The sequence below is a fragment of the Paraburkholderia sp. GAS32 genome, from assembly GCF_050434225.1.
Classification (GTDB): domain Bacteria; phylum Pseudomonadota; class Gammaproteobacteria; order Burkholderiales; family Burkholderiaceae; genus Paraburkholderia; species Paraburkholderia madseniana.
The window spans coordinates 1-25,410 of sequence record NZ_JBNPVS010000056.1; the positions used below are offsets into that span (position 1 = coordinate 1).

General features: G+C 61.3%; 25 protein-coding genes and 1 pseudogene. 8 read left to right on the plus strand and 18 right to left on the minus strand.

Features of this window, described 5'->3' with window-relative positions:
- Positions 1–223 precede the first annotated feature (223 nt).
- From hpaI to P3T25_RS41070, 7 genes are all read right to left on the minus strand, one after another.
- Positions 224–1,027: a 4-hydroxy-2-oxoheptanedioate aldolase gene (hpaI, locus tag P3T25_RS41040; RefSeq protein WP_154567115.1), complete on the minus strand. Its 804-nt coding sequence runs from the start codon at positions 1,025–1,027 to the stop codon at positions 224–226.
- A gap of 10 nt (positions 1,028–1,037) precedes the next feature.
- On the minus strand, positions 1,038–1,841 hold the full coding sequence (gene hpaH / locus P3T25_RS41045; protein ID WP_429362934.1) for a 2-oxo-hept-4-ene-1,7-dioate hydratase: 804 nt from the start codon (positions 1,839–1,841) through the stop codon (positions 1,038–1,040).
- A gap of 141 nt (positions 1,842–1,982) precedes the next feature.
- A complete protein-coding gene (locus tag P3T25_RS41050) occupies positions 1,983–2,381 on the minus strand; it encodes a 5-carboxymethyl-2-hydroxymuconate Delta-isomerase (RefSeq protein ID WP_168436001.1) in 399 nt (132 codons plus the stop codon).
- A 21-nt stretch (positions 2,382–2,402) separates the two neighbouring features.
- Positions 2,403–3,266: a 3,4-dihydroxyphenylacetate 2,3-dioxygenase gene (gene hpaD, locus P3T25_RS41055; RefSeq protein ID WP_154567118.1), complete on the minus strand. Its 864-nt coding sequence runs from the start codon at positions 3,264–3,266 to the stop codon at positions 2,403–2,405.
- Positions 3,267–3,327: 61 nt separating this feature from the next.
- Positions 3,328–4,785, minus strand: a complete 1,458-nt coding sequence (hpaE, locus tag P3T25_RS41060; protein WP_154567119.1) for a 5-carboxymethyl-2-hydroxymuconate semialdehyde dehydrogenase — start codon at positions 4,783–4,785, stop codon at positions 3,328–3,330.
- A 76-nt stretch (positions 4,786–4,861) separates the two neighbouring features.
- Complete coding sequence (locus P3T25_RS41065) at positions 4,862–5,620, minus strand: fumarylacetoacetate hydrolase family protein (protein ID WP_154567120.1); 759 nt, start codon at positions 5,618–5,620, stop codon at positions 4,862–4,864.
- A complete protein-coding gene (locus P3T25_RS41070; RefSeq protein ID WP_154567121.1) occupies positions 5,617–6,390 on the minus strand; it encodes a fumarylacetoacetate hydrolase family protein in 774 nt (257 codons plus the stop codon). Before P3T25_RS41070 ends, P3T25_RS41065 begins: the two co-directional genes overlap by 4 nt.
- A gap of 177 nt (positions 6,391–6,567) precedes the next feature.
- Between P3T25_RS41070 and hpaR the strand changes: the two genes are divergently transcribed.
- The gene (gene hpaR, locus P3T25_RS41075; RefSeq protein ID WP_097393792.1) at positions 6,568–6,975 is read left to right on the plus strand and encodes a homoprotocatechuate degradation operon regulator HpaR; all 408 of its coding nucleotides are present in this window, start codon (positions 6,568–6,570) and stop codon (positions 6,973–6,975) included.
- A 9-nt stretch (positions 6,976–6,984) separates the two neighbouring features.
- Here hpaR and P3T25_RS41080 read toward each other — a convergent pair.
- From P3T25_RS41080 to P3T25_RS41095, 4 genes and pseudogenes are all read right to left on the minus strand, one after another.
- A pseudogene (locus tag P3T25_RS41080) lies at positions 6,985–7,116 on the minus strand (DNA-binding response regulator); the annotation flags it as partial.
- A 25-nt stretch (positions 7,117–7,141) separates the two neighbouring features.
- A complete protein-coding gene (locus P3T25_RS41085; RefSeq protein ID WP_429362938.1) occupies positions 7,142–8,278 on the minus strand; it encodes a DSD1 family PLP-dependent enzyme in 1,137 nt (378 codons plus the stop codon).
- A 4-nt stretch (positions 8,279–8,282) separates the two neighbouring features.
- Positions 8,283–8,960 carry an HAD family hydrolase gene (locus tag P3T25_RS41090; RefSeq protein WP_154567124.1) on the minus strand — a complete coding sequence of 226 codons (678 nt, stop codon included), beginning with the start codon at positions 8,958–8,960 and terminating at the stop codon, positions 8,283–8,285.
- Between the two features lie 130 nt (positions 8,961–9,090).
- Positions 9,091–9,996: a LysR family transcriptional regulator gene (locus tag P3T25_RS41095; protein ID WP_429362941.1), complete on the minus strand. Its 906-nt coding sequence runs from the start codon at positions 9,994–9,996 to the stop codon at positions 9,091–9,093.
- Positions 9,997–10,204: 208 nt separating this feature from the next.
- Between P3T25_RS41095 and P3T25_RS41100 the strand changes: the two genes are divergently transcribed.
- Positions 10,205–11,284, plus strand: coding sequence for a hypothetical protein (locus P3T25_RS41100; protein WP_154567126.1), 1,080 nt, complete (start codon positions 10,205–10,207; stop codon positions 11,282–11,284).
- Between the two features lie 171 nt (positions 11,285–11,455).
- Positions 11,456–12,979 (plus strand): CoA-acylating methylmalonate-semialdehyde dehydrogenase, encoded by a 1,524-nt coding sequence (locus P3T25_RS41105; protein ID WP_093632881.1) that lies wholly within the window; start codon positions 11,456–11,458, stop codon positions 12,977–12,979.
- A gap of 105 nt (positions 12,980–13,084) precedes the next feature.
- On the opposite strand, the gene P3T25_RS41110 is transcribed toward P3T25_RS41105, so the two are convergent.
- The 7 genes from P3T25_RS41110 to P3T25_RS41140 all read right to left on the minus strand — a co-directional run bounded on the left by P3T25_RS41110 (position 13,085) and on the right by P3T25_RS41140 (position 20,035).
- The gene (locus P3T25_RS41110; protein WP_154567127.1) at positions 13,085–14,449 is read right to left on the minus strand and encodes a glutamine synthetase family protein; all 1,365 of its coding nucleotides are present in this window, start codon (positions 14,447–14,449) and stop codon (positions 13,085–13,087) included.
- Positions 14,450–14,552: 103 nt separating this feature from the next.
- The gene (locus tag P3T25_RS41115) at positions 14,553–14,729 is read right to left on the minus strand and encodes a hypothetical protein (RefSeq protein ID WP_166618364.1); all 177 of its coding nucleotides are present in this window, start codon (positions 14,727–14,729) and stop codon (positions 14,553–14,555) included.
- A gap of 82 nt (positions 14,730–14,811) precedes the next feature.
- Positions 14,812–16,158, minus strand: coding sequence for an MFS transporter (locus P3T25_RS41120; protein ID WP_168436002.1), 1,347 nt, complete (start codon positions 16,156–16,158; stop codon positions 14,812–14,814).
- Between the two features lie 52 nt (positions 16,159–16,210).
- Positions 16,211–16,774: an isochorismatase family protein gene (locus tag P3T25_RS41125; protein ID WP_171926644.1), complete on the minus strand. Its 564-nt coding sequence runs from the start codon at positions 16,772–16,774 to the stop codon at positions 16,211–16,213.
- A 16-nt stretch (positions 16,775–16,790) separates the two neighbouring features.
- Positions 16,791–17,258 carry a MarR family winged helix-turn-helix transcriptional regulator gene (locus tag P3T25_RS41130; RefSeq protein ID WP_154567129.1) on the minus strand — a complete coding sequence of 156 codons (468 nt, stop codon included), beginning with the start codon at positions 17,256–17,258 and terminating at the stop codon, positions 16,791–16,793.
- 144 nt (positions 17,259–17,402) lie between these two features.
- Complete coding sequence (locus P3T25_RS41135) at positions 17,403–18,548, minus strand: porin (protein WP_154567130.1); 1,146 nt, start codon at positions 18,546–18,548, stop codon at positions 17,403–17,405.
- A 572-nt stretch (positions 18,549–19,120) separates the two neighbouring features.
- On the minus strand, positions 19,121–20,035 hold the full coding sequence (locus P3T25_RS41140; protein WP_429362946.1) for a LysR substrate-binding domain-containing protein: 915 nt from the start codon (positions 20,033–20,035) through the stop codon (positions 19,121–19,123).
- A 121-nt stretch (positions 20,036–20,156) separates the two neighbouring features.
- Between P3T25_RS41140 and P3T25_RS41145 the strand changes: the two genes are divergently transcribed.
- The 5 genes from P3T25_RS41145 (at position 20,157) to P3T25_RS41165 (ending at position 25,380) form a co-directional block, all read left to right on the plus strand.
- Complete coding sequence (locus tag P3T25_RS41145) at positions 20,157–21,041, plus strand: HalD/BesD family halogenase (RefSeq protein ID WP_429362948.1); 885 nt, start codon at positions 20,157–20,159, stop codon at positions 21,039–21,041.
- Positions 21,042–21,081: 40 nt separating this feature from the next.
- Complete coding sequence (locus P3T25_RS41150; protein ID WP_154563312.1) at positions 21,082–22,308, plus strand: M24 family metallopeptidase; 1,227 nt, start codon at positions 21,082–21,084, stop codon at positions 22,306–22,308.
- A 94-nt stretch (positions 22,309–22,402) separates the two neighbouring features.
- Positions 22,403–23,440 carry an ABC transporter substrate-binding protein gene (locus P3T25_RS41155; protein WP_429362950.1) on the plus strand — a complete coding sequence of 346 codons (1,038 nt, stop codon included), beginning with the start codon at positions 22,403–22,405 and terminating at the stop codon, positions 23,438–23,440.
- 105 nt (positions 23,441–23,545) lie between these two features.
- Positions 23,546–24,514 carry an ABC transporter permease gene (locus P3T25_RS41160; RefSeq protein ID WP_154563308.1) on the plus strand — a complete coding sequence of 323 codons (969 nt, stop codon included), beginning with the start codon at positions 23,546–23,548 and terminating at the stop codon, positions 24,512–24,514.
- 32 nt (positions 24,515–24,546) lie between these two features.
- Positions 24,547–25,380: a quaternary amine ABC transporter ATP-binding protein gene (locus P3T25_RS41165; RefSeq protein WP_429362953.1), complete on the plus strand. Its 834-nt coding sequence runs from the start codon at positions 24,547–24,549 to the stop codon at positions 25,378–25,380.
- Positions 25,381–25,410: the final 30 nt, after the last annotated feature.

Genomic DNA, 25,410 nt, shown 5'->3' on the forward strand with positions numbered 1-25,410 from the left:
GCCGCCGCAAAGAAAGATAAGCAAAGAAAGCGGCTCAAACCACTCCTGCTAAGTGGGCACCGTGGTTTGCATAGGGTAGTGGTGCATCTGGAATCTGGGTTCGTGCACCGGCATGCGCTTGTGACAAGGGTGTCATTCTTCCGGCGGCGCTGCGCGCGCCGAAGAGTACTTCTAAAACCGGTCGCTGCTGTTTTGTTTTCTGAAACCCATCGCCGCGGTTTTGTTAATAGCCGCCCTTCGTCGGTGTTGCCGTTGGTGCTGTCCTTTTATATGAGGCCGCCAGATCTGCTGCTGCCCGGCTCAATAGACCCGTGTCTGTTCCCACCGCCACAAACGTCGCGCCTGCCGCCAGATATTCGGCGGTAATCCCCGCGTCCGGCGCTAGCACGCCCGCCGCCTTGCCGACGTCCCGCACCTTCCTGATGCCATTGCATATCGCCTCACGTACGCTCGCGTCGCCTGGCTTACCCAGCAAGCCCATCGACGCGCTCAGGTCCGCGGGTCCGAAAAATACGCCGTCAATGCCTTCCACCGCCGCAATAGCCGAAAGATTATCCATGCCTTGCACGGTTTCTACCTGGACCAGTACGCACAACTCCTGCGACGCTGTGGTCAGGTAGTCCGGTATCCGGTTCCAGCGCGATGCCCGCGCCAATGCGCTCCCCACGCCGCGAATGCCATGCGGTGGGTAGCGCGTTGCCGCGACTGCGTCCGCAGCTTGCTCCGCCGTGTCGATCATCGGGAGCAGTAAGGTTTGGGCGCCTATGTCGAGCAATTGCTTGATCAATGCGCTGTCGCTTCGTACGGGACGTACCACCGGATGCGATGCGTAGGCAGCTACCGCCTGCAATTGCGCCAGCGTGCTGCGGATATCGTTCGGTGCGTGCTCGTTGTCAATCAACAACCAATCGAAGCCGGCCGTGGCCAGCAACTCAGTCACGTACGCATCGGCAAGCGCCGCCCATAAGCCGAATTGCGGCTTGCCCTCTGCTAGCGCACGCTTGAATGTGTTTTGCGGTAGAGACATGTCGGCACACTCAAATGAAATTCAAACCAATGCCGCCCAGCGGGCCATAGTCGACGTGGAAGGTGTCGCCCGCTCTTGCCGGGATCGGGCTCGTGAAGGAGCCGCTCAGAATTACGTCGTTCGCGTTCAGGATTTCGTCGTATGGAGCGATCTTGTTGGCGAGCCATGCGACGCCCGTCGCGGGGTGGTTCAGTACCGCGGCCGCGAGGCCGCTTTCTTCCACGGCGCCGTTCTTATAGAGCAATGCGCCAACCCAGCGGAGGTCGACGTCCAGCGGACGCACCGGTCGGCCGCCCAGTACGATGCCGGCATTCGCCGCGAAGTCGGAGATGGTGTCGTAGACCTTGCGCGGCGCCTTCGTCTCGCGGTCGAATTGTTCGATGCGGGCGTCGATAATCTCCACGGCCGGGGTCACGTAGGCCGTGGCGTCCAGAACATCGAAGAGTGTGACGCCAGGGCCCTTCAAGGGCTTGCTCAATACGAAGGCCAGTTCGACTTCCACGCGCGGTGCAATGAAGCGGTCGGCGCGGATGTCCTGGCCGCCTTCGATGAACATGCTGTCGAGCAACGGCGCGTAGTCGGGTTCGTCAATCTGTGACGAACGCTGCATCGCGCGTGACGTCAGGCCGATTTTGCGCCCCTTGATTACATGGCCTTCGGCCAGTTTGAGCTTTACCCACTCGCGTTGGATCGCGTAACCGTCCTGTACGGTCATGTCGGGATACTTCGCCGAGAAGTGGCGCAGTTGGGTGCGCGTTTTCTCGGCGTTGTCGAGTTGCGCCGCAAGCTCGCGGATTGTCTGTTCGTCTAGCATGATAGATTCTCTATGAGCGGCTGCTAGGCCCAGCTAGCGGGTCGGAATGTTCGGCCGAAGCGTCAAGCCCGGGTCTCAAGCCTCAAGCCTCAAGCCCAGGTCTCGGGCCTAGGCTCCAGGCTCCAGGCTCCAGGCCGGGTCTCAGGCCTTAAGCCGCGCGTGCAAATTGTTGTGTTTCCACGTGCCGGATTCGCTGAATTCATTGATCTCCAGCGACAACGCCAGTCCCTGTTTTTCAAACTCTGCGGCGAAGTGCTGTTTGATCGCTTCAAACAGTGCGTCGCCGGTCGCTTTTTTGGTGGCGTCCGAGCGGCCCGCGGCGATCTTCAGGTTCGCATGCAGGAAGGCGGCGTCGGGTCGGCCGTCGGCGATGCAGTACTGGTCGCAGCGCAAGGCGCGCACGCGGATGCCGCCGAGCGGAAAAACGCGTTGCTCGTTGTCGCGCTGCGCGTCAAGGCAAGCCGCGAGTGAGGTGCAAAGCTGTCCGATGCTTGCTTCATCAGCAAGATTGGCGCTGTATTCGAGTGTCAAATGGGGCACGGTAAGCTCCTTTCTCAGGACTCAAGCGGGCAGGGGCGTCACGGGGAAGATCGCATTGATCTGGCCAGTGCCCGAACTCCCGAAATACGGGGTGACGACTTCAACCTTGCCGTCGTAACGATCCCAACCCAGTGCACCGAGCAGCATCGCGGTGTCGTGCATGCCGCCTTCGCCCCAGCACTTCTCGTTATAGAGTGGCAACATCTCGCAGAAAGTTTTCCAGTCGCCAGCCTCCCACAACTCGACCACCCGGCGGTCCATCTGTTCGAGAAATGGGCTCCACACCTTGTGCATGAACTGCTCGGCTGTGCCGTTGGTGGCGAAGTGGTGGCTCAGCGATCCGCTCGCCAGAATCGCCACGGTGCCGTCGTAACGGCCCTCGATGGCCTTGCGTACGGCGAGGCCGAAGCGCGCGCTCGTTTCGAGGTCGTGCCACATGCACCAGCCAGCTACCGATACGGTCTTGAAGTGCTGGTCGCTGTTCATATAGCGCATCGGCACCAGCGTGCCGTACTCGAGTTCGAGCGTGGTCTCGCTGTGGGCGCGGCTCTTCACGCCCATTTCGTTGGCGACTTCCGCGATCAGATCGCCGAGACCGACATTGCCGGGATACGCGTACGGCATGTTCTTGATGAAATGCGGCAGTTCGTTGCTCGTATAGACGCCTTCGAACTTCGGCGCGCAATTGATGTGGTATTCGCTGTTCACCAGCCAATGCACGTCGAAGACGACGATCGTATCCACACCCAATTCACGGCAACGCCGGCCGATTTCATGGTGGCCGTCGATTGCCGGCTGGCGGCAGCCCTTATGCGGGCCGTCGAGTTCGGATAGATATAACGACGGGACGTGAGTGACTTTTGCTGCCAACGCGAGTTTGCCCATCGCGGTCTCCTGTTCTGTGTGGCGCGAGGCGTGATGCCCTCGCGCGCAAATGACCCGCGTTTCAGACGCCCCAGCGCGGAATGTGATGGGAGCCGAGCGATACGCACACGTTTTTCGGTTCGAGGAACACTTCATAGCTCCACGTACCGCCTTCGCGGCCGACGCCCGATGCCTTGGTGCCGCCGAACGGCTGGCGCAGATCGCGCACGTTCTGGCTGTTGACGAAGCACATGCCTGCTTCCACAGCCGCGGCGACGCGGAGCGCGCGGCCGGTGCTCTCGGTCCAGATGTAGCTCGACAGGCCGTAGGAGATGTCGTTGGCGAGTTTGATTGCGTCGGCTTCGTCGTCGAACGGAATCAGGCAGGCGACCGGGCCGAAAATTTCTTCCTGCGCGATTCGCATGCGGTTGTCGACGTCGACGAATACCGTCGGCTGCACGAAGTTGCCTTTGCGCATGGATTCGGGCAAGTCGGGCGCATCGAGTCCGCCGCACGCGAGCGTGGCGCCTTCCTTCGGACCCAGTTCGATGTAGCTGCGCACCTTGGCCAGATGCCCCTGGCTGATCATCGGGCCGACGATCGTGCTGTCGGCCAGCGGATCGCCCACCGTCAAACGTTTTGCGCGTTCGATGAAACGCTCGGCAAAGCGAGCATAAATCGAGCGCTGCACCAGAATGCGCGAACCCGCCGTGCAGCGTTCGCCGTTGTTCGAGAAGATCATGAACACGGCGGCATCGAGCGCGCGTTCGAAATCGGCGTCGTCGAAAATCACGAAGGGTGACTTGCCGCCCAGTTCCATCGAAAACTTCTTCAGGCCGGCCGTTTGCACGATGCGGTTGCCGGTTGCCGTCGATCCGGTGAACGACACTGCGTGCACATCCGGGTGCGCCACCAGCGGTTCGCCGGTGTCCTTGCCAAAGCCGTGCACGACGTTCAGCACGCCGGCGGGAATTCCGGCTTCGAGCGCGAGATTGCCGAGCATCGAGGCGGTCAGCGGCGACAGTTCGCTCATCTTCAACACGGCGGTATTGCCGAACGCGAGGCAGGGTGCGACTTTCCACGTTGCCGTCATGAACGGTACGTTCCACGGCGAAATCAGTGCGCAGACGCCGACCGGATGGAACAGCGTGTAGTTCAGATGCGTATCGGTGGGATACGTGTGGCCGTCGACGCGTGTGCACATCTCCGCGAAATAGCTGAAGTTGTCGGCGGCGCGCGGCACGAGCTGCTTGCGCGTCTGCGAGATCGTTTGACCGGTGTCCTTCGTCTCGGTCTCGGAGATGTCCGGCACGTTCTTCGCGATCAACTCGCCGAGCTTGCGGATGATTTTTGCGCGTTCCGCTGCGGGCTTGCCGGCCCATGCCGGAAACGCCTCTTTGGCCGCACGCACGGCGGCGTCGACTTCTTCCGCTCCGCCGCGCGCCACTTGCGCGAGCACCTCTTGCGTTGCCGGATTGACGGTCTCGAAGTAGTCTTTTGCGGCGCTCGATTTGCCGTTGATCAGATGTTCGATTCGCATTGTCTTGTCCTTTCTCTTTAGCTGTCGATCGGGGTTAGCGCTTTAGTCTTACTCCGATCCCATGCAAAGCAGTCGATCAGGCGCGGCCAAAGTCCGCGTCGGATGCAATCGTATTGACGAGACGGCCAAGGCCGTCGATTTCGCAGACCACTTCGTCGCCCGCATTGACGTTGACGATGCCTTCCGGCGTGCCGGTCAGAATCACGTTGCCGGGTGCGAGGGTCATGAAGCTGCTCAGGTATTCGATCAACGCCGGGATACCGGTGACGAGATCGCGCGTGTTGCCGTGTTGCTGCCGCGTGCCGTTCACGAAGGTGCGCAATTCGAGTTGCGTGACGTCTTCAACATCGGCGGCATCGACGAACCAGGGGCCGAGCACCGTGCCGCCGTCGCGATTCTTCACGCGCAGGTTGGGGCGGTAGTAGTTTTCCAGGTAGTCGCGGATCGCGTAGTCGTTGGCGATCATGTAGCCGGCCACATGCTGCATGGCGTCGTCGCGCTTGACGTTCTGCGCGGTTTGGCCGATGACCACCGCCAGCTCGCACTCGTAGTGCATGAAGGTGACGTCGCCGGGGCGGCGCGTGAAGCCGCGGTGACCGATGACCGCGCCCGGACCCTTGAGAAAGACCAGCGGCTCTTCCTGCTTGTTGAACTGCAATTCCTTCGCGTGCTCCGCGTAGTTCAAGCCAAGCGCGAAGATCGTGCCGACCTCGATCGGCGCGAGCCACACCACTTCATCCTCACGACGCACGCGGCCGTCGGCGAGGCGCACGCCGTTGGCGTCCGGATAGGCTTCGTGAATCGCTCCTGCATACGCAACACGGCCGCGCATCATTGCTGTTCTCCATCTTGTTCTGCTGCACCGACAAACGACACCTCGAGCGGCGGCAATCCGCCAATCGATAGCGTGGCCGTGTCGCCGAAATGGGCAACTGGCGAACCATGAGGCACGCCGAGCGTAATGACATCGCCGGCACTCAGTGTCATGAAATCGGTTACGTCCGCAAGCAATTGCGCCACGTTGCGTACCGACGACGCAGTATTCGCAGTGAAGACCTCGCGTTCTGGAAGCGAAACCGTGATCGCCAGATTGTCCGGCGCAGCAATATGACGCGCTGCAACCACCGCCGGTCCGATCACGCAAAAACCGTCGCGCGCCCGGAACCGTACCGAAGGCCGGTACACGCTCCTATGCGGCACGCTCAGATCGGCGACCAGTGTGTAGCCGGCGATGTAGTCGAACGCTTGATCCGCGCTAACGCGTGTTGTAGTGCGACCGATCACGATACCCAGCGAAGCGCCAACTTCCACGCCCAATGCATCGTCAGGCACGACGACTCGTGCGCGATGACCGGCGAGTGTATTGCGCGGCTTCAGATAGAGAATCGGCGCCTTGGGCGGGGCCTTGTAGGGCGCGGCATGCGCCGCCTCGCCCAAGGCCTCCAAAGCGGCCCGGTCGTTCAGCAAGGTTCCATAAACTGCGCCGGAAACCGGCGCACGGCAGGCAATGCCGCGTGCGAGCAGCGCGGCAACGGTGTGCGCATCCACGTCGCGAGGCAGCGCGTCGCCTTCCGGATGCAGCAGGTGATCGGCAAGTGCAAACATAAATTAGCTGTCTCTCGGCAAAAACACTAACATGTTAGTAGTATTGCGCTTGATATCATCCACGGTCAATAGCCTGTCGGCCGATCGCGGGTTTTCCCTTAAGCTTCGACAGTTGCTTTTAACTTATCCGCCATGTCCGCATCCGCTTCTACCCGAGTTTTGCACCGCAACCTGCCGATGTTGTTGCTGCGCGCCAGAGAAAAAATGATGGAGCGTTTCCGGCCATTGATTACCGCGCACGGACTGACCGAGCAGCAATGGCGCGTGATTCGCGCGCTCAATGAGCACGGGCCGATGGAGCCGCGTCACATCTCCGATATCTGCACGATTTCGAGCCCGAGCATGGCGGGTGTGCTCGCGCGCATGGAGAGCATGGAACTGGTGACCAAGGAGCGTTTCGCGGAAGACCAGCGCCGCGTGCTGGTGTCGCTCACCGAGACGAGCGTGGACCTGGTGCGCGTGATCTCGAAGGATCTCGAGGCGCACTATCGCGAGCTGGAGCGCAAGGTCGGGCCGGAAATCGTCGAGCGCGTGTATCGCGCGGTCGACGATCTGCTTGCCGGCCTCGAAGAAGAGGATGAGTGAAGCGGAGGCTCAATCGCCCTGGTTGGGCGCCGAGGGGTTTGTGGCAGCGTTCTCTCTCAACCCGCGAGGCCATGGAATCTGGCTTTTGTCGTGCATGCCGAGCTTTTTGTAAGCGCAGCGCAGATAGTCGCGCACGGTGGCACCGTGCCGCGGTTTGACCCGCTCCTCACCACCCTTGAAAGCGCCGCCACTCGACGCTGTCGCCATTCGCCGAAACCGCGTGATACTCGGGGAACTGTGCGCCGGTCGCGCATGCATGATTCGGCAGGATGCGCAGCTTCATCCCGATCGGAAAGCGCTGCGCGATGTCGTCGGCATGCGCGCCTTCTTCCGATGACGACAGAATCCCATGCTCCTGATTGGCGCCGCTCACCACATAACCGCCAAGCGGTGTTCCGTTCAGCAGACATGGCTGGCCGTAGCCAAAATCGTGCGACTGCTTCGAGGTGCCACGATCCCGGCTCATCGCCATCCAGCCGGCGTCGAGAATCGCCCAGCCTTTATCCTCCTGATGCCCGATTACGGTGGCGAGCACGCTGAGCGCGATATCTTCAAGCGCGCACACGCCTACGTTGTGCATCACCAGATCGAAGAAAACGTAGACCCCGGCTCGCACTTCGGTTACGCCATCCAGTTGCCCGGCGGCCAGCGCCGTGGGCGTCGACCCGACGCTGACGGCTGGGCACGGAATGCCTGCGTCGCGCAGCCGTTGCGCCGCGCGCACGCAGCCGGCGCGTTCCTGCTCCGCCAGCGCGGCGAGCGCCTCCGGCGTATGAAGCTCGTAGCTGGAACCCGCGTGGGTCATCACGCCGCCCACCTTGACGCCGTTCTCATGCAGAATCCGGCCGACTTCGAGCAGCGTGTCCTGTTCCGGCGTAATCCCCGAGCGGTGGCCATCCGTGTCCACCTCGATCCACACCTCAAAGGATTCGCCGTGCTGGTCCGCGAACGCGGCGATGGCCGAGGCGGCGGTCGGATTGTCGACCACCAGTTTCAGATCGCAACCCTGGCGGCGCAGCGCCAACGCTCGCGGCAGTTTTGAAGGCGCGATGCTGACCGCGTAGAGAATATCGCTGACGCCGGCCGCGAAGAAGGCCTCCGCCTCTTTGAGGGTCGAGACCGTGATGCCGCGCGCACCGGCGGCGATTTGCGCACGGACCACGTCGACGCATTTGGTGGTCTTGACGTGCGGACGGAATGCGACCCCCAGTGTGTTCATATGTCCCTGCATTCTCGCGATGTTCTTCTGCATCCGGGGGATGTCGATCAGCGCGGCAGGGGTGTCGATGTGCTCGAGTTTCATGGTTTCACCGGGGAATGGAGTGGCTTTCGGTCTGGCCGAACCGGCTGAGCCATGGGATCAGCGAGTCGAGCGTGGGCGCTTCGATGTCGGGCGGCTGTGCTGCCGCCACCAGCGGCAGACCTACGCGGTTGTGCCAGTATGTCCTCAACCCGACCGCGGCTGTGCCGAACATGTCGTAGCTGGAACCGGCCACGAACGCGGCCTCATGGGCACCCACGCCAAGTTTGCCGAGCGCGAGCCGGTAAGGCAACGGGTCCGGCTTGTACATGCCGGCTTCTTCAGCGGTGACGATAGCGTCCCAGTGGATCGGGAAAAGCCCGGCAGCCTGCGTGCCGAGGCGGATCGAGCAGTTGGTGACGATCGCCAGTTTGCAATGCGGGCTGAGCGCCTGCAAGGCGTCGAGAGCGCCACTCCAGGGGGCAAGTTTCAGCCAGTCGGTTTCGAGCGCGAGCGCGGCGGATTCAGGCAATCCAACTTCAGCCGCCGCCTCGCGCACCAATTGTTCGTACGCAACGTAGCGGCCGCAGCCGTAGGTCAGGCGCAAATAGGCGGCGCGCCACGCACGGCCTAGCTGTTCGGAGCCCGCGGCGTGATTCCATGACGTCCACGAATCGAGCAGGGCGGTCAGGAGGTCGAAGAGGACGGCCTTGGGGTAGGCGGTCGGAGTCGATACGGAGGTCATGATTTAACCGGCGAGGAACGGTGAGCCGATTATAAAGTTTCATTGCTCGCGTGGAGTTCAGCCAAGGTAACTCTAAAATTCAGTTTGAATGAATCTGTCATTAGCGGCGTGATTCGCCACGTTTCGCGCGTTATCTTCTCCACGGCGGCTGCGGCCTGAATCTACCTTGCAGGTACTGCATGAAATGCCGCGTACGAGCGGGCATTCCCGTTCGCTGATGCGTGAGCGCGATCACGTCGGCGTCTGGTGCCTTCCAGCCTTGCAGCAACCGTACGAGTCTTCCCCTCGCGATGTCCTCGGCCACGTCCCATTCGGAGCGCAGGATCACGCCGCGGCCTTCGCAAGCCCACTGGCGGATCACGTCGCCGTCGTTGCAACTCAAATGCGGAGAAACGCGCACGCTGCGGCGCGTGCGGCCCTTGCTGAACTGCCACAGCGAGACGTCCTCGTTGTTCTCGCGCAGCACGATGCACGGCAGCTTGCTCAACGCTTCCGGTGACTCCGGCTGACCAATACGTTTGAGCAGCGCAGGTGCGGCGCACGCGAAGCGCGCATTCGGTGCGATCGCATAACCGACCAGATTCGATACCGGCAAATCGCCGATATGCACGACGATGTCGAAGCGGTCCATCGTTTCGGTCAATGGCTGGTCGGACAGTGTGAGCGCCACGTCGATATCCGGGTTTTGCTGCTGGAAGTCGGCGATGGCGGGCGCCAGGTGGCGGCGGCCGAATCCCAGCGGCGCATTGATTTTCAGCGTGCCGACCAGACCGCCCCGGCGTGTCTGCAGGTCTTCGAACAGCGAGTCGAACTGCTGGACCAGTTCGGCGCCGCGTTCGCATAGGAGCACGCCCTCTTCCGTGAACTGCAAACGGCGCGCCGTGCGGTTCACCAACTGCGTGTCCAGTTTCTTTTCGAGCTGCTGCAGGCGCTGGGTCACCGCCGAGGGCGACAGCCCCAGTCTTCGCGCCGCGGCGATCAGGCTGCCACTTTCGCGGATGGCCAGCAGAAACCGGATATCGGCCGAGTCGTTCATAGCGGCAACTTTTGAGTTCGGAGTCTGGCAGCTTAAAGCGTTTGGATGCGCTGTTCCAGTGCGTCACAAGACGTTCTTGCAAGGTAGACTGATACCTCCGTAACGAAGTCGACAGCTTCACTCGCTAAAGTGGGCGATTGAGCGAGATGGGGCAGGCAGCACCTGCCGTCCGTCGAATCGTTGTTACTTCCATTTGAAGAGAAGTCCCATGCCGTTGTCACAAGGACCGAGTCCTGGCGTCGCCGCGCAACAAAGTGCCCTGAAACAGGGGGTATTTCTGCACACGGGCTGGCGCAGCGCAGGAACGTGGGTCTGGTCGCGTCTGCGCGCACTTGATTCCGTGACTGGATTCTATGAGCCGTTCAGCAACGTACTCGCCGATCTGAGCCTCGCCGACGTTTCCGCGTCCCGTCCTACGTTGACCTCTGGACACCCGCCGCTCGCCGCGCCATATTTCGAAGAATACCGGCCGTTCCTTCAGGAGGGCGCGCGTGGCGTAGCCGGATACAGGAAGCGCTTCGGCACCGATCGCTTTGCACCTGCACCCGATGCGGAATTCCCCGCCTTGCAGGCCTATCTGGCCAACCTGTGCGAACGCACCGCCGAGCACGGCAGCGTGCCCGTCTTCAAGTTTTGCCGTTCGTCGGGCCGGCTGCCGTGGCTCAAGCAAGCCTTCCCGCAGGTCATGCATGCAGCCGTGTTGCGAAATCCCGCATCGCAGTTCGCCTCGGGGTGGCTGCTTAATCAGCAATGGAGCAATCCGTTTTTCTTGGCCGCACCGTTTCGCGTGCTGGGCCTGAACCAGACGGAGCCCTTGGTCCGGCAGGCCATCGAAATCTGCGGCGTGAGCTTGCCGCCTGCCGTGCCTACTTCGGATGACGCTTACGCCATGGCGTGCGAGCAATACGCGCGCACGGCGGAAGGCAATAACGCGTATCGAGCCTTCGTTGCGCTATGGATTCTCTGTGCGTTGCGTATGGCCGACGGCGTTGATCTGATGATCGACGTCGACCGGCTGGGGCAGTCGCGTGACTATGCGGCCGGATTGCGCGCCGGGTTCGAGGCGCAGACCGGCCTGTCACCCGACTTCAGCAGCGCGCGCGATCTGGTTGAGGAAACGCGTCGCAGCGCGGCGCGCATGGCCGGGATCGACGGCCGGTCGATGCGAGCCGTTCATTCCGCGGCGCTGAAATTCCTCAAGGCGCAGAACGGCGCGGACGCAGACTTTATCGAGCTCATCCGCGAGAAGATGGTGCTGGCCAATGAATTGACCGAGCAATGGCGCTGAGTTGGGCGTCTTTGCCTGACGTTGCGCCGGCCCCACCGGCCAATACAGTTGCCTCGTGAAAAACAATACAGTGAGGCGCGGTTTTATTGTGCTGTATCGGGAATATGACCGGCGCCGTCGATACAGTTGGCGGGTCAACCCCTGCGGCCTATCCCGTACACGAGGAACGAAATGAATGCAGTGAACGAACAAGCGAAGTTGTCGGTGCAGCAGTTGGGGCATTACATCAGCGGTGCACCGGCTGCGTCGACCAGCGGCCGCTTCAAGGACGTGTTCAATCCCGCCACCGGCCAGGTGACCGGCTCGGTCGCGTTGGCATCGGTCGAGGAAGTGGACGCGGCGGTCAAGGCCGCCAAGGCTGCCTTTCCCGCCTGGAGCGAAACCGCGCCGATCAAGCGTGCCCGCATTCTGTTCAAGTTCAAGGAACTGCTGAACAAACACCACGACGAACTGGCGATGCTGATCACCCGCGAACACGGCAAGGTGTTCACGGACGCGCAAGGCGAGGTGGTGCGCGGCATCGAAGTGGTCGAGTTTGCTTGCGGCATTCCGAATCTGCTGAAGACCGATTTCACCGACCAGATCGGCGGCGGCATCGACAACTGGAATCTGCGTCAGGCACTGGGCGTAGTGGCGGGGATCACACCGTTCAATTTCCCGGTGATGGTGCCGATGTGGATGTTCCCGGTTGCGCTTGCCTGCGGCAACACGTTCGTGCTGAAGCCGTCGGAGCGTGACCCGTCGGCGTCGTTGCGCATTGCCGAACTGCTGAAGGAAGCCGGTTTGCCTGATGGCGTGTTCAACGTCGTGAACGGCGACAAGGTGGCCGTGGATGCGCTGATCGAACACCCGGACGTCGCGGCGCTGTCGTTTGTCGGGTCCACGCCGATCGCCGAATATATCTATACGGAAGCATCGAAGCGCGGCAAGCGCGTGCAGGCGCTCGGCGGCGCGAAGAATCATCTGGTGGTGATGCCGGACGCCGATCTGGACCAGGCGGTGGACGCCTTGATCGGCGCCGCGTACGGTTCGGCAGGCGAGCGCTGCATGGCGATCTCGGTCGCGGTGGCGGTGGGCAATGTCGCCGATGAACTGATCGAGCGCCTGGTGCCGCGCGTGAAGTCGCTGGTGATCAAGAACGGCGAGAACCTCGACGCTGAAATGGGCCCGTTGGTTACAGCCGAACATAAGGCCAAGGTGGCCGGCTATATCGACTCGGGTGTGGCGGAAGGCGCGAAGCTGATCGTCGATGGCCGCGCGCATCCGGTCACGAACGCAGACGGTTTCTTCATCGGCGGGACGCTGTTCGACCAGGTCGGTACGGAGATGAAGATCTACAAGGAAGAGATCTTCGGCCCGGTGCTGGCGGTGGTGCGCGTGCCCGATTTCGCGAGCGCGGTCGAGTTAATCAATGCGCACGAGTTTGGCAACGGCGTGTCGCTCTTTACGTCGGATGGTGGTGTGGCGCGCGCGTTTGGCCGGCAGATTCAGGTGGGCATGGTCGGCATAAATGTGCCGATTCCGGTGCCGATGGCATGGCACTCGTTCGGCGGCTGGAAGCGTTCGCTGTTCGGCGATCACCATGCATATGGCGAAGAAGGCGTGCGTTTTTATACGCGCTACAAGAGCATCATGCAGCGCTGGCCGGATAGCATCGCGAAGGGTGCCGAGTTCACGATGCCGGTGGCGAAGTAAGCAATAGAACAGTATTGCCGTAGTTCAAAAGCCGCGCCCGATTTTTCAGGCGCGGCTTTTTTGCAATGAATCAGCAGCGTGCACGCGGCACGCAGCGACAAACAATCAGGCTTGGTTCAGATACCAGCGCCAGTCCTGTTCACCGACTTCGCCCATGAACTGCCGGTACTCGGCGCGCTTGATCGCCAGGAACACCTTAAGGAATTTTGCGCCAAATACGTCCCTCGCCCAGTCTGACTGTTCGAGCGCGTTTAAGGCGCTCAACCAGTCGGTGGGCAGCAGTGTGGTGGCTTGCGCATAACCGTTGCCTTCGATCGGCGCCCCCGGGTCAAGGCGTTCGCGAATGCCGTGGTGTGAGGCCGCGAGAATAGCCGCGGCAGCGAGATACGGATTCGCATCGGCGCCGCACACGCGATGTTCGACGTGCCGGCTCGGCGCCGGACCGCCCGGCACGCGCAGGCTGACTGTGCGGTTGTCGACGCCCCATGTCGGCGTGCACGGCGCGTAGCTGTTTGCCTGGAAGCGGCGATACGAGTTCGCGTTCGGGCAGAACATCAGCATCGAATCGAGCAGACCGTGCAACATGCCGCCCACGGCCTGGCGCAGCAGTGGCGTGCCGGCTTTGTCTTCTGAGGCGAACAGGTTGTCGCCGGCTTCATTGGCGAGGCTCACGTGCATGTGCATGCCGGAACCTGCGATGTCGGCGAACGGCTTCGCCATGAAACATGCGCTCATGCCGTGCGCGTTCGCGACCCCTTTGACGATGCGCTTGTAGCGCACGGCATGATCCATCGCTTCGAGCGCGGGGCCGTGTTCGAGTGTGATCTCCACCTGGCCCGGTGCGTATTCGGAAATCGCAGTGCGTACCGGAATGTTCTGTTCGCGGCAGGCATCGTAGAGATCCTTCAGGAACGGTTCGATCTGTTCGAGTTCGCGCAGGCCATACACCTGGGTTGTTCGCGGACGGCGGCCGTCGGTATCGAGCGCGGGTTGCGGACGACCCTGTGCGTCGAGTTTTGCATCCAGCAGATAGAACTCGAGTTCGCACGCCATCACCGGAAAGAAACCCTCCGCTTGCAGATCGTCGACGATGCGCGCAAGCAGTTGCCGTGGATCGGCGACGCCGGCGGGCAGGCCTTCTTCGGGGTGCATCTGAACCTGCACGGCGGCGGTCGGCATCTTGCGCCACGGCAGGCGCACGAGGCTGCCCGGCAGCGGATAGGCGCGGCAGTCGATATCGCCCACGTCCCAGACGAGGCCGCTGTCTTCGGTGTCGTCGCCGTTGATGGTCAGATTCATGATCGCGCTCGGCAGCGGCCGTCCGCCGCGATACACGGCGAGTAGTTCTTCACGATGAAGCAGCTTGCCGCGCGGCACGCCGGCGGCGTCGACGATAAAGAGTTCGATCAGATCGATATCGGGATTCTGTTCAAGGAAACTCAGCGCTTCCTGTTCGTGGGCGAATTGCATGTCGGTTCTCTCTGCGCATTGGCGCGTGCCTCGTCCTCCGCATCAGGCGCGCGAAGCGACGAAAAAAATCGGAAGAGCCGCGGATGGCGGCGTCGGATTCAGTTCAGGCGAGCGGATGCAGAGAGAACAGCGGGGGGCGCGCGTGACGGCAATGCCAGATCGCCCAGAAAGCGAGAATCACGTTCAGCAGGGGATTGAGACGCGCCGTGGCGAGGCGCGCGTGCGCACACGCCGGATCGGCGTGGCAACTGCGGCTGAATGACCATGCGGCGGGCTTCATGATGCACACGAGTATAGCTGCGGGCCGGCCGCGTTGCTCGACGAAATGACGGGGCGCTTCGTTGCGCTTTGCGCAGCGGCCCTTAAACCCCAGCGGACGAATCCTCTTCCTCTTCCTCTTCGCTCAACACGGCATTCCGTACTGCCGTAACAGGACTGACATAAGGCGGCGCCTGGCGCGGGTCGTCAATGCTGTAGCGCAAACGCCCCGCCTCGACATACACGCGCAACTGACGATACTTGACCAGATACATCAAGCCGACGATCGCCGCGGCGAAGCCCGATGCAGCGCCGACGCCGAGCGCCCAACGCGGGCCGAAGCGATCCGCGACCCAACCCACCACCGGCGCGCCGAGTGGCGTGCCGCCTAGCGCGATGGCCAGCAGGATCGCGATCACCCGGCCACGCATGGCCGGCTCAGTGGAGATTTGCACGAGGCTGTTCGTCGACGTGTTGAACGTCTGCGTCGCCACGCCAACCACGACGAGCGCCAGGCCGAATAATACGTAGTTCGGCATTAGCGCGGCGACCGTGCAGCCCACGCCAAAAACCGCCGCTGCGCCGAGCAGAAGAGCCATACGAGGTTTCGCTCTGCGTGCGGCAAGCAGCGCTCCGGTTACCGAACCGATTGCCATGGTCGAGCTCAGCACACCGTATTGACTCGCACCCGCATGAAAGGCGGTGACCGACATGGTCGAGATGAAGATCGGGAAGTTCAGCCCGAACGTACCGATCAGAAACATCATCAACAGCGCGGCTTTCAGATCGGGACGGGTCCACACATACTTGAAGCCTTCCACGAAGCTGCCGCGCGTGCGTGTCGCACGTGGTTTCAGATTCAGTTCGCTGATGCGCAGCATGCGCAGCGAACCGAGCACGGCGACGAAGGAGAGCCCGTTGATCAGAAACACCCAGCCCGTGCCTACCGAGGCGATCAACAGCCCCGCGACGGCAGGCCCGATCATGCGCGCCGCGTTGAACGAGGTGGAGTTCAGCGCGACCGCGTTCGACAGATCGGCTTCTCTCACCAGATCGGAGACAAAGGTCTGACGCGCCGGTGAATCGAACGCGGTGACACAGCCGAGCAAGCCCGCGAACACGTAGACCTGCCATAACTGCACGAGGCCGGTCACGGTGAGAAGCCCGAGGCATAACGCCAACGTGCCCATCGCCCCCTGGGTGGCGAACAGCAGCTTGCGGCGATCGAAATGATCGGCCGCATAGCCGGTTAGGGGCAGCAGGAGCATTTGCGGCCCGAACTGCAGCGACATCACAATGCCCACGGAGGTTGCATTGTGATGCGTGAGTTCCGTGAGCACGAGCCAGTCTTGCGCGGTGCGTTGCATCCATGTCCCGACGTTGGAGACGATTGCGCCGCTGGCCCAGACCCGGTAGTTGAACGTGCGCAGTGAACGGAATGTGCCACTCACCGGGACATCCCCGCGTGGACGATTCGCACTGTGCAGCGGTTCAGACACATGATCATGCGCGCGATGTCTCGAGCAGATCGAGGACGTCCTGCGTCGAGCCGGTTTCGCCGAGGCGCGGGAAGATTCGCGTGATGCTGTTGGTGTGAGCGTCCAGGTTCATGTCCGTCATCGCGTCCACCGCGAACGTGACGTTGAAGCCGAGTTCCTGTGCGAAACGCGCTGTGGACTCGACGCCGATGCTGGTAGCCACGCCGACCAATACCACCTGCGTGACGCCTTGTTTGCGCAGATACGCTTCGAGGTCGGTGTTCGTGAACGCGCCCCACGTGCGTTTGGTCACCAGATGATCCGACGGCTGCTGATTCAGTTCGGGAACGAGGTCCGCAAAGCCGGCGGGGAAGTCACCGGCGGGACGCGACTGTTCCGCGCGACCGGGCGCGCCGCCCGCCACGTTGACGAGCACCACCGGCAGACCGTGGCGGCGAAATGCATCGGCCAGCCCAACGGAGCGCTTGACGACTTCGCTGGTGGGGTGGGCGGTGGGCAGCGCGACGATGCCTTGCTGCAAATCGATGACGACCAATGCGGTCTTTGCGTCGAGCGTCGTGAGGGCCATGGTGTTTTCCTGAGAGTTACGAGTCGATGAGGCGTTTGAGCAAGTCGACGCCAATCGCGAGTTGTTTCTGTTCGGCGGCGGAGAAGCGGGTCTGGATCGTACGGAATAGCCAGTCTTCGCGTGCCGCGCGGCTTGCCTTGATCTTCTTGCCGAAGGCCGGCGTGAGGGAGAGAACGGTTTGCCGCCCGTCGTTCGGGTCGGGTGCGCCACTCACGAGTCCGGCCGCTTTCAGAACTGAAAGCGTCTCGCCCATGGATTGCGGCCGCATACCGAGGATGCGCGCGAGCGTGGTGACCGTTGCCGGACCTTCGCGTTCCAGCAGACTGAGAACCTGCACCTGCGACGGCGTGAAATCGCCCACATGGGCTTCTTCGCGCAACCGGCGGCGCAACTTGCCGACAAGTACGCGCAAATCTTCCGCCGTTGCATGCAACGCGTCGGGATCGGAGAGGGGCCGTGTGGGCTGAGTGTCGTTGCTGGACATACCGGCAGATGTGAAGGTTACCTACGAAGGTTACCTTCACATCTGCCGGGAGTCAAGTTGACTGGATTGACAGCGGAATGCAAGGTGAGTCACGCATTCCGTGTTTGTCTTGAGTGATCGAGCTGACGCGTGGCAACGCGACTTTTAGAACTTATGGCGAAGTGCCACGCGCGCCACGACCTGATTCTGCGTCGACGAGGGGGACTGCGTGCCTGGGATGAATGCGTCGTCGAGAATCGAGTTGGTAGAACTGCCGGCGACCTTCTGGTACTCGCCTTGAACATAGACGTCCGTGCGTTTGGACAGGTTGTAGTCAGCCATCAGTCCGACGGAGTGGATTTTGGGTTTCACGCTGCCGGTCGAGGCGTCGTATGTCTCCATCGTGTAGACATACTGTGCGCCGACAAAGAATGCGGGTGTGATCTGGTATTTGCCGTTCACTTCGAAGTTCTGGTATTTGAGCGTATTCAGCACGACGCCGTTCGCGGCAAGCGGGATACCGATATACCCATTACCGGTTGGATCTTTGTAGTTCGAGTTGGTATACGCGAAGCCGACGGTAGCCGAGCCGAACGTGTAATTGATCCCGCCGCCGAACACGCGCATGCGGCCGGCGATGAAGCTTGCATCGTTGGCGGTAATTGCGCCGTTGGAACCCACGCCGGGATTATTCGCCTGCAAATAGGCCGCCGCGACCAGCAGACCGCCGTTTGCGTATTGAGCGCCGAAGCTGTACTGACGATTGTTGGCGAAATTCGTATCGTTGCTGAAGCTATACGTGCCACCGAACTGAAACCCCGAGAAATCCGGGCTGGCGTATTTGATGGTGTTATCGACACGAAACGAGTTATCGGTATTGTCGTTATCGTACGGGTGCGCGAACAGATAGCCTGCCCAATTGCCGTTGGCGGTAGTTTGCGCGAGATAGTCGACGACCGAATCGTATTGACGGCCAAGCGTAACGGAGCCGAAGCGATCGCTGCTCAGCCCCACATAGGCTTGCCGCCCAAACATGCGCCCACCTTGATTGAGCCGCCCGGAATTCAGATCGAAGCCATTTTCGAGTTGAAAGATTGCTTTGAGGCCACCCCCGAGATCTTCCGAGCCTTTCAAGCCCCAGCGACTGCCTTGAGCGTAACCGCTGGCGAGTTCCACGACGCTACCGTGTCCGACGTTATTCGTATAGTCGATCCCTTCATCGATGACTCCATACAGCGTCACGCTGCTTTGCGCGAAAGCGGGGGAGGCGACGACGCCGACCAGGGCTACAGCGAGGACTTTCTTTTTCATAAGATCTCCGGAATGGTTTGGCAAGTGGCCGACGCATGATTTTCCGGACAATACTTTTTGCAAAGCGAGGAATTCTGATGGCACCAATCGGAAACACCGATGGAGCAATCGGAGGGGAGGCGAAAACCGAACCGCGAACCGTCTGCGATCCGAACTATTCAATTGAAGAGCGAGCGAACAACACGCGAGGCAAGCCAAGTTAAGGCGAGGTACGGCGCGACCGAACGCGATGCAGGACGAAGCGAGAAGGGGGGCGAACCAGACGGTGTTAAGAAGTACGCTTCGGCGCGCGCAGCGCCGCCGGAAGAATGAGTCCCTTGTCACAAGCGCATGCCGGTGCACGAACCCAGATTCCAGATGCACCACTACCCTGGGCAAACCACGGTGCCCACTTAGCAGGAGTGGTTTGAGCTGCTTTCTCTTGCCTACTTCTCTTTGCAGCCGGCAAAGAGAAGTAGGTGCCGCCCCGCAGAGGGGCAACACTAATAGACCACTAACAATTCAAGGAAAGGCCAAAGCCCCAAGAACACTGACAAACAAGCGCCGCGCAAGGCAAAAAAAACAGCAAAAAACTAAGCAGCAACTCCAACAACAACGTTGCGCCTCTCCTCCACCATCTCCTCAATCAATCCAGCAAGCACATCCACCGCAGGATCCCGATTAACGGAAGCCCGATGCAACTCAAGGTCAGCCGCAGGCAAAACCGGCAGCCCATCCCGAACCCCCAGCACCCGCCAGTTATCCGGCAAAGTACACCGATCGATAATAGTGACAGCCGCCCCATGATTAACAGCAACCTTAATCCCAGTAGGACTCTGACTGGTATAAACGACCTGATACTGCCGCTCAAGCGCGGCAAGCGCCTCAAGCCCCCGCTGCCGATAACAGCAAGTCTCAGGAAACAAAGCCAACGGCACAGGAACCCCTGGTTCCAAAACAAAATCCCGATGCGCCGCCCACACCACTTCCTCACGCCCGAGATGCCGCCCACTGGTCTGCGACCCATGCCGCACCACTAGCGCCAGATCCAACTCCCCAGCCTGCAGCCGCTCGAGCAACTCCAACGACATCCGGCAATGAATATGCGGCCGCGCGCCCGGCCTCAGCGCATAAAACTTCTTGAGCAACTCAGGCAGCCACAACTCCGCATAGTCCTCAGGCAGCCCAAACCGGATCACCCCATCACTATTACTCCGGTTCAGCGCAGCAATCGCCTCGTTCTGCACCTGAATAATGCGCCGAGCGTGAATCAAGAAATTCTCGCCATCGCGCGACAAAGCCAACCGCCGGCTGTTACGCAGAAACATGTGCGTTTCCAGCCGGTCCTCCAGCGTGCGAATCCGCAGACTGATGGTCGACTGTGTGCGGTGCAGCAATCTGGCCGCCGCGGTAAATCCGCCGCTATCGACCACGGCAACGAACGCCCGCACCAGTTCGGGGTCCAGAGAACTCAGTTTCGACCAATCGGGTCCGCTGATGGAAGCCATCGGAATTACTCGCTTTCCAAAGAAATTTGGCGATCAAAACATGGGGGCGTCAGTGAGGTGATTGTTGTCGAAAACAATTCGCGTCACAAATCAGTCTGAACCCCTAATCTGGAGTCCCGCCGTGTCAGTCCTTCCTCTTGCCGATGCCGAATGCAATGATTTGAGCGACATCGTCGATACCGGGCGCTATCCGTTGCACGATCCGGACCACCCCCGTATGCGCGAGCTGGTCGCAAGCTGCCGCGCCCACCTGGCGGGCAACGGCAGCGCGGTGCTGCACGGTTTCCTGCGGCCTGAGGCGCTCGTCCAGGCGCGGGCCGAGGGCGTGGCGCTGGCGGCCAAGACCTACTTTTCGACTCGTAAGGTCAACGCCTACTTCACGGCGGACGATCCGTCGCTGCCCGCCGACGATCCGCGCCGCGTCTTCATGGACCGCACCAGCGGCTTCGTCACCCGCGATGTCATTCCCGCCGATGCGATCGTGCATCGCATCTATGTGGCTCTCGCGATGAAGCGCTTCGTTGCCGCCTGCCTCGGTGAAGCGCGTGTCTGGGAATACGCGGATCCCTATGCCGGACTGGTTCAGAACGTCATGCCGCCGGGCACCGAACAGCCGTGGCACTACGACACCAACGAATTCATCGTCTCGATGATGACGCAACAGCCGGAGGCGGGCGGCGATTTCGAGTATTGCCCGAACATCCGTTCTCCCCAGGGCGAGAACTATGGCGACGTGGGCAGCGTGGTGCGCGGCGAGACCCGTGCGCCGATCAACGTGATCACGTTGCAGCCCGGCGATCTGCAACTGTTCAAAGGACGCTTTTCGCTGCACCGCGTCACCAAGGTGCAAGGCGGAATCGACCGGCATACAGCGATCTTCGCGTACTCGCAGAAGCCCGGTGTGATCGGCAGGCTCGAACGCACGCGCCAACTGTATGGACGCGTGTCAGAAATGCATCTGGAAGCCGAGCAACGGCTCGTGCGCGCCGACAACCTCGTCGATTGAAGCTGTTTTTCTAAAACCATCCCACGTCCCCTTCAAAACCATGACGATTATTCGCCCGACCCACCGCCCGGAAGATTGCGAACCGACCGTGGAGGAAATCGCGCAGATCCAGCGTGACCGGCTTGCAGCCGTGCGCCGTGAACTGAAAAAGCGTGATTTGACCGCCGCGATCCTGTTCGACCCCACGCATATGCGCTATGCGACCGGCTCGCGCAACATGCAGGTCTATTCGATGCGCAATCCCGCGCGCTATCTGTTCGTACCGGCTGAAGGCAAGGTCGTGCTGTTCGAATACGCCGGTTGTGATTTTCTAGCCGACGGACTCGATACCGTCGACGAAGTGCGGCCCGCCACCGCGATTTCCTATTACTTCTGCGACGACATGCTGGGCCGCGTCACCGAACGCTGGGCCGACGAAATCGACGAGCTGGTCAAGCAGAGCGGCGGCGGCAAACGCATTGCCATCGAAAGCGCGACGTCGGCGGCGGCCTTTGCGTTGCAAGCGCGCGGCTATCAGATCAGCGACGCGCAGGAGCCGCTCGAACGGGCCCGTTCGATCAAAGTGCCCAACGAGATCAAGATGATCCGTTCATCGTTGCGTGCCGCGGAAGAGGGCGTGCGTAAGCTGGAAGCCGCACTCGTGCCTGGCATCAGCGAAAACGAACTCTGGTCGCATCTGCACAAGCACATTATCGAAACGGACGGCGACTACGTGGAAACACGTTTGATCAGCTCCGGTCCGCGCACCAATCCGTGGTTCCAGGAAAGCAGCCCGCGCAAGATCCAGACAGGCGAACTTGTCGGTCTCGACACGGACGTCGTGGGGCGCTTTGGCTATTACGCGGACTTCTCGCGCACCTTCCTGTGCGGCGACGGTCCCGCCACAGCGGCACAGAAGACTGTCTATAAGCTCGCTTATGAACAGGTGCATTCGAACATGGAGAACGTGCGCGCCGGCACCACCTTCCAGGAGTTCATCGCGAAGGCCTGGAAGATTCCCGGCCCTTACCAGGCGCGCCGCTATTTCGCGCTCGCGCACGGCGTCGGCATGACCGGCGAGTATCCGTACATCGTCCATCGCGAGGACAACGACGCCAAGGGCTATGACGGCGTGATCGAGCCCGGCATGACGCTGTGCATCGAAAGCTATATCGGCCATGAAGATGGCGGCGAAGGCGTCAAGCTGGAAGAGCAGGTGTATGTGCGCGACGACGGCCGCGTGGAGCTGCTGTCCGACTATCCGTTCGAGAAGCGCCTGCTCGCTTGAGCGCATGGCGTGTCCTCACCGGCATGTGAGGCAGGGGCCAAGACCCTCGCACATGCCGGCTCATTGCAATTCAACGCTCCAAGGGTGATCGACAATGCAATTCAGACAACTTCGGACGGTGCTGTGCGCCGCCGCCATGGCTTTGACCGGCGTCACCGCGCACGCTGCGGATAGCTGGTGCGCGCAGGGCAAGACGGTGCATTTCGCCGGCATTACGTGGGAAAGCGGCTCCTTTGCGACCGAAGTGCTGCGGCAGATTCTGGAGAAGGGCTACGGTTGCAAGACCGATGTCGTGCCTGGCAGCACGGCCGCCACCGAAACCGCGCTCGCGCACAACGACGTGCAGGTGTGGGCCGAACAGTGGACCGGACGCAGCGAGATCACCGCGAAGGCCGTGGCCTCGGGCAGCGTCAAGCTGGTAGGCGACACCTTGCCGGGCGGCACGAAGGAAGGCTGGTTCGTGCCGGAATACGTGGTGAAGGGCGATCCCAAACGCGGTATCAAGCCGGTCGCCGCAGGTCTTGTTTCAGTGACCGACCTGCCTAAGTACAAGAGCGTATTCGCCGACGACGAGGAACCGGACAAGGGCCGCTTTCTCAACTGTCCGACGGGTTGGGATTGCGAACGGGTCAACACACGCTTGCTGAAGGTGCTGAATCTCGATGCGAGCTACACCAACTTCCACCCAGGCACGGGTGCCGCGCTCGATGCCGCTATCGCTTCCGCGTACCAACGCGGCGCGCCGATTGTGTTCTATTACTGGGGCCCGGCTGCGTTGATGGCGAAGTACAGGTTCGTCGAACTGAAGATGCCTGCCTATAACGACGCGTGCTGGAAGACGTTGCGCGACGAAAGCAGTACCTCGCAATGCGCTTCCTCGTACATGGTCTCGCATGTCACGGTAGGCGTATCCACGCCGTTCTACGACGCCGACCCGCAACTCGTGTCGATGCTCGGCAAGGTCAAGTTTCCGATGGACTTCCTTAACAGCACGATCCTGGAAATGAGCACGAAGAAACTCGACGGCTCGGCCATGGCCACACAATTCCTGCGCGAGCATCCGGAGATGTGGAAGCAATGGGTGCCTGCCGACGTCGCGTCGAAAGTGCAGGCCGGACTTGCTGGCGCCTGACAGGCTGTAACGTCAGGCAGATTTCGACGGCACGAGCTCTTGCGGCTTCGTGCCGGACTGCAGGTGTTGTACGTCCTGTGGTCCACCTGTAGTGGAGGAGGGGTCATGCATTCGTTTTTTCTGCATCTTTCGATTGCCGACTGGGTGAACGACGCCGTGCAATCGTTCGTTACCCGCTACGGCGACAGCTTTCACCAGTTCAGCATTGCACTGCTGCGCTATGTGCTCGTGCCGCTCGAAGGCGCATTGCGCGCATTACCGCCATGGCTGATCCTGCTGGCGGTCGGCGCGGTGACGTGGAATGCGACGCGGCGCCTGAGCATTGCCGGTTTCTTCATGCTGCTGCTCTATGCGATCGGTTGCTTCGGTCTGTGGGAAAAGCTGATGCAGACCCTCGCGTTGATGCTGGTGGCGACCGTGCTGTCGGTCTCGCTGGGCGTGCCGCTCGGCATTCTCACCTCGCGCAGCGCATGGCTGCGGCGCGTGCTGTTACCCACGCTCGACGTCATGCAAACGCTGCCCAGCTTCGTCTATCTGATTCCGGTGCTGATGCTGTTCGGCCTTGGCAAGGTGCCGGCGATCCTCGCCACGATCATCTATGCGCTGCCACCGCTGATTCGCCTGACCGATCTCGGCATCCGCCATGTGGATAGCGAGGTGGTCGAGGCGGCGCGCGCCTTCGGCACGACGCGCTGGCAGTTGCTGGTGAACGTGCAGATGCCGCTGGCGCGGCCCAGCATCATGGCCGGCATCAACCAGACGACGATGATGGCGCTCTCCATGGTGGTGATCGCCTCGATGATCGGTTCGCGCGGCCTCGGCGAAGATGTGCTCGCCGGCATTCAGACGCTCGACGTGGGCAAGGGGACGCAGGCAGGCATTGCCATCGTAATCCTCGCGATCGTGATCGACCGCATCAGCCAGGGCTATGGGCAGGACCGCCGTGCGCGACGGGTGTTGGCGCAGCGTAGAAAGGCCCGGGCGGCTTCGCGCATTCCTTATCGCGTGAGCAGCACGAATACGGATGAAACATCGGCGGCTGAAGGCGGGCTCGAAACCCGCACGGCCAAATGACAGGAACAGCAGGAAAAAGCGAGGAGAGCGACATGGCAGCGATTGAAGTCAACCACGTGTACAAGCTTTTCGGCCCGCCGGCCAGTCATACGCGCGTGCTGGACCTGTTGCGAAGCGGCAAGGGCAAAGCCGATGTGCTGGCCCAGACCGGTTGCAACGTTGGCCTGAACGACGTCAGCCTGAATATCGGCGCGGGCGAAATCTTCGTGATCATGGGACTGTCCGGTTCCGGAAAGTCGACCCTTGTGCGCCATTTCAACCGGCTGATCGAGCCGACCGCGGGCGAGATCGTGATCGACGGCTCAGATGTCATCAAGCTCGGCGCGCAAGGCCTGCGTGACCTGCGCCGCTATAAGGTCAGCATGGTGTTCCAGAATTTCGGACTGTTGCCGCATCAGACCGTGCTCGACAATACGGCATATGCATTGCGTGTGCGCGGCGAACGCAAGACCGAAGCCAACGAGAAAGCCCGTGTCTGGCTCGGCAAGGTGGGTCTGAACGGTTACGACGAACATTATCCGGACGAGTTATCCGGCGGCATGCGTCAGCGGGTTGGACTGGCCCGCGCGCTTGCCGCAGATACGGACGTCGTGCTGATGGACGAAGCATTCTCCGCGCTCGACCCGCTGATTCGCACGGAAATGCAGGACCAGTTGCTGCAATTGCAGGCTACGCTAAAGAAGACCATCGTGTTCATCACGCACGATCTCGACGAAGCGCTGCGGATCGGCAACCGCATCGCGATTCTGCGCGACGGCAAACTCGTGCAGGAAGGTACGCCCAACGAGATCCTGACGCGCCCCGCTGATGACTACGTGAGGCGTTTTGTCGAGCGCCGTTCGGATCGCGACACAGTCAGCCATTGATACAGAGCTTGTATGCGCGAGGATGTTGAG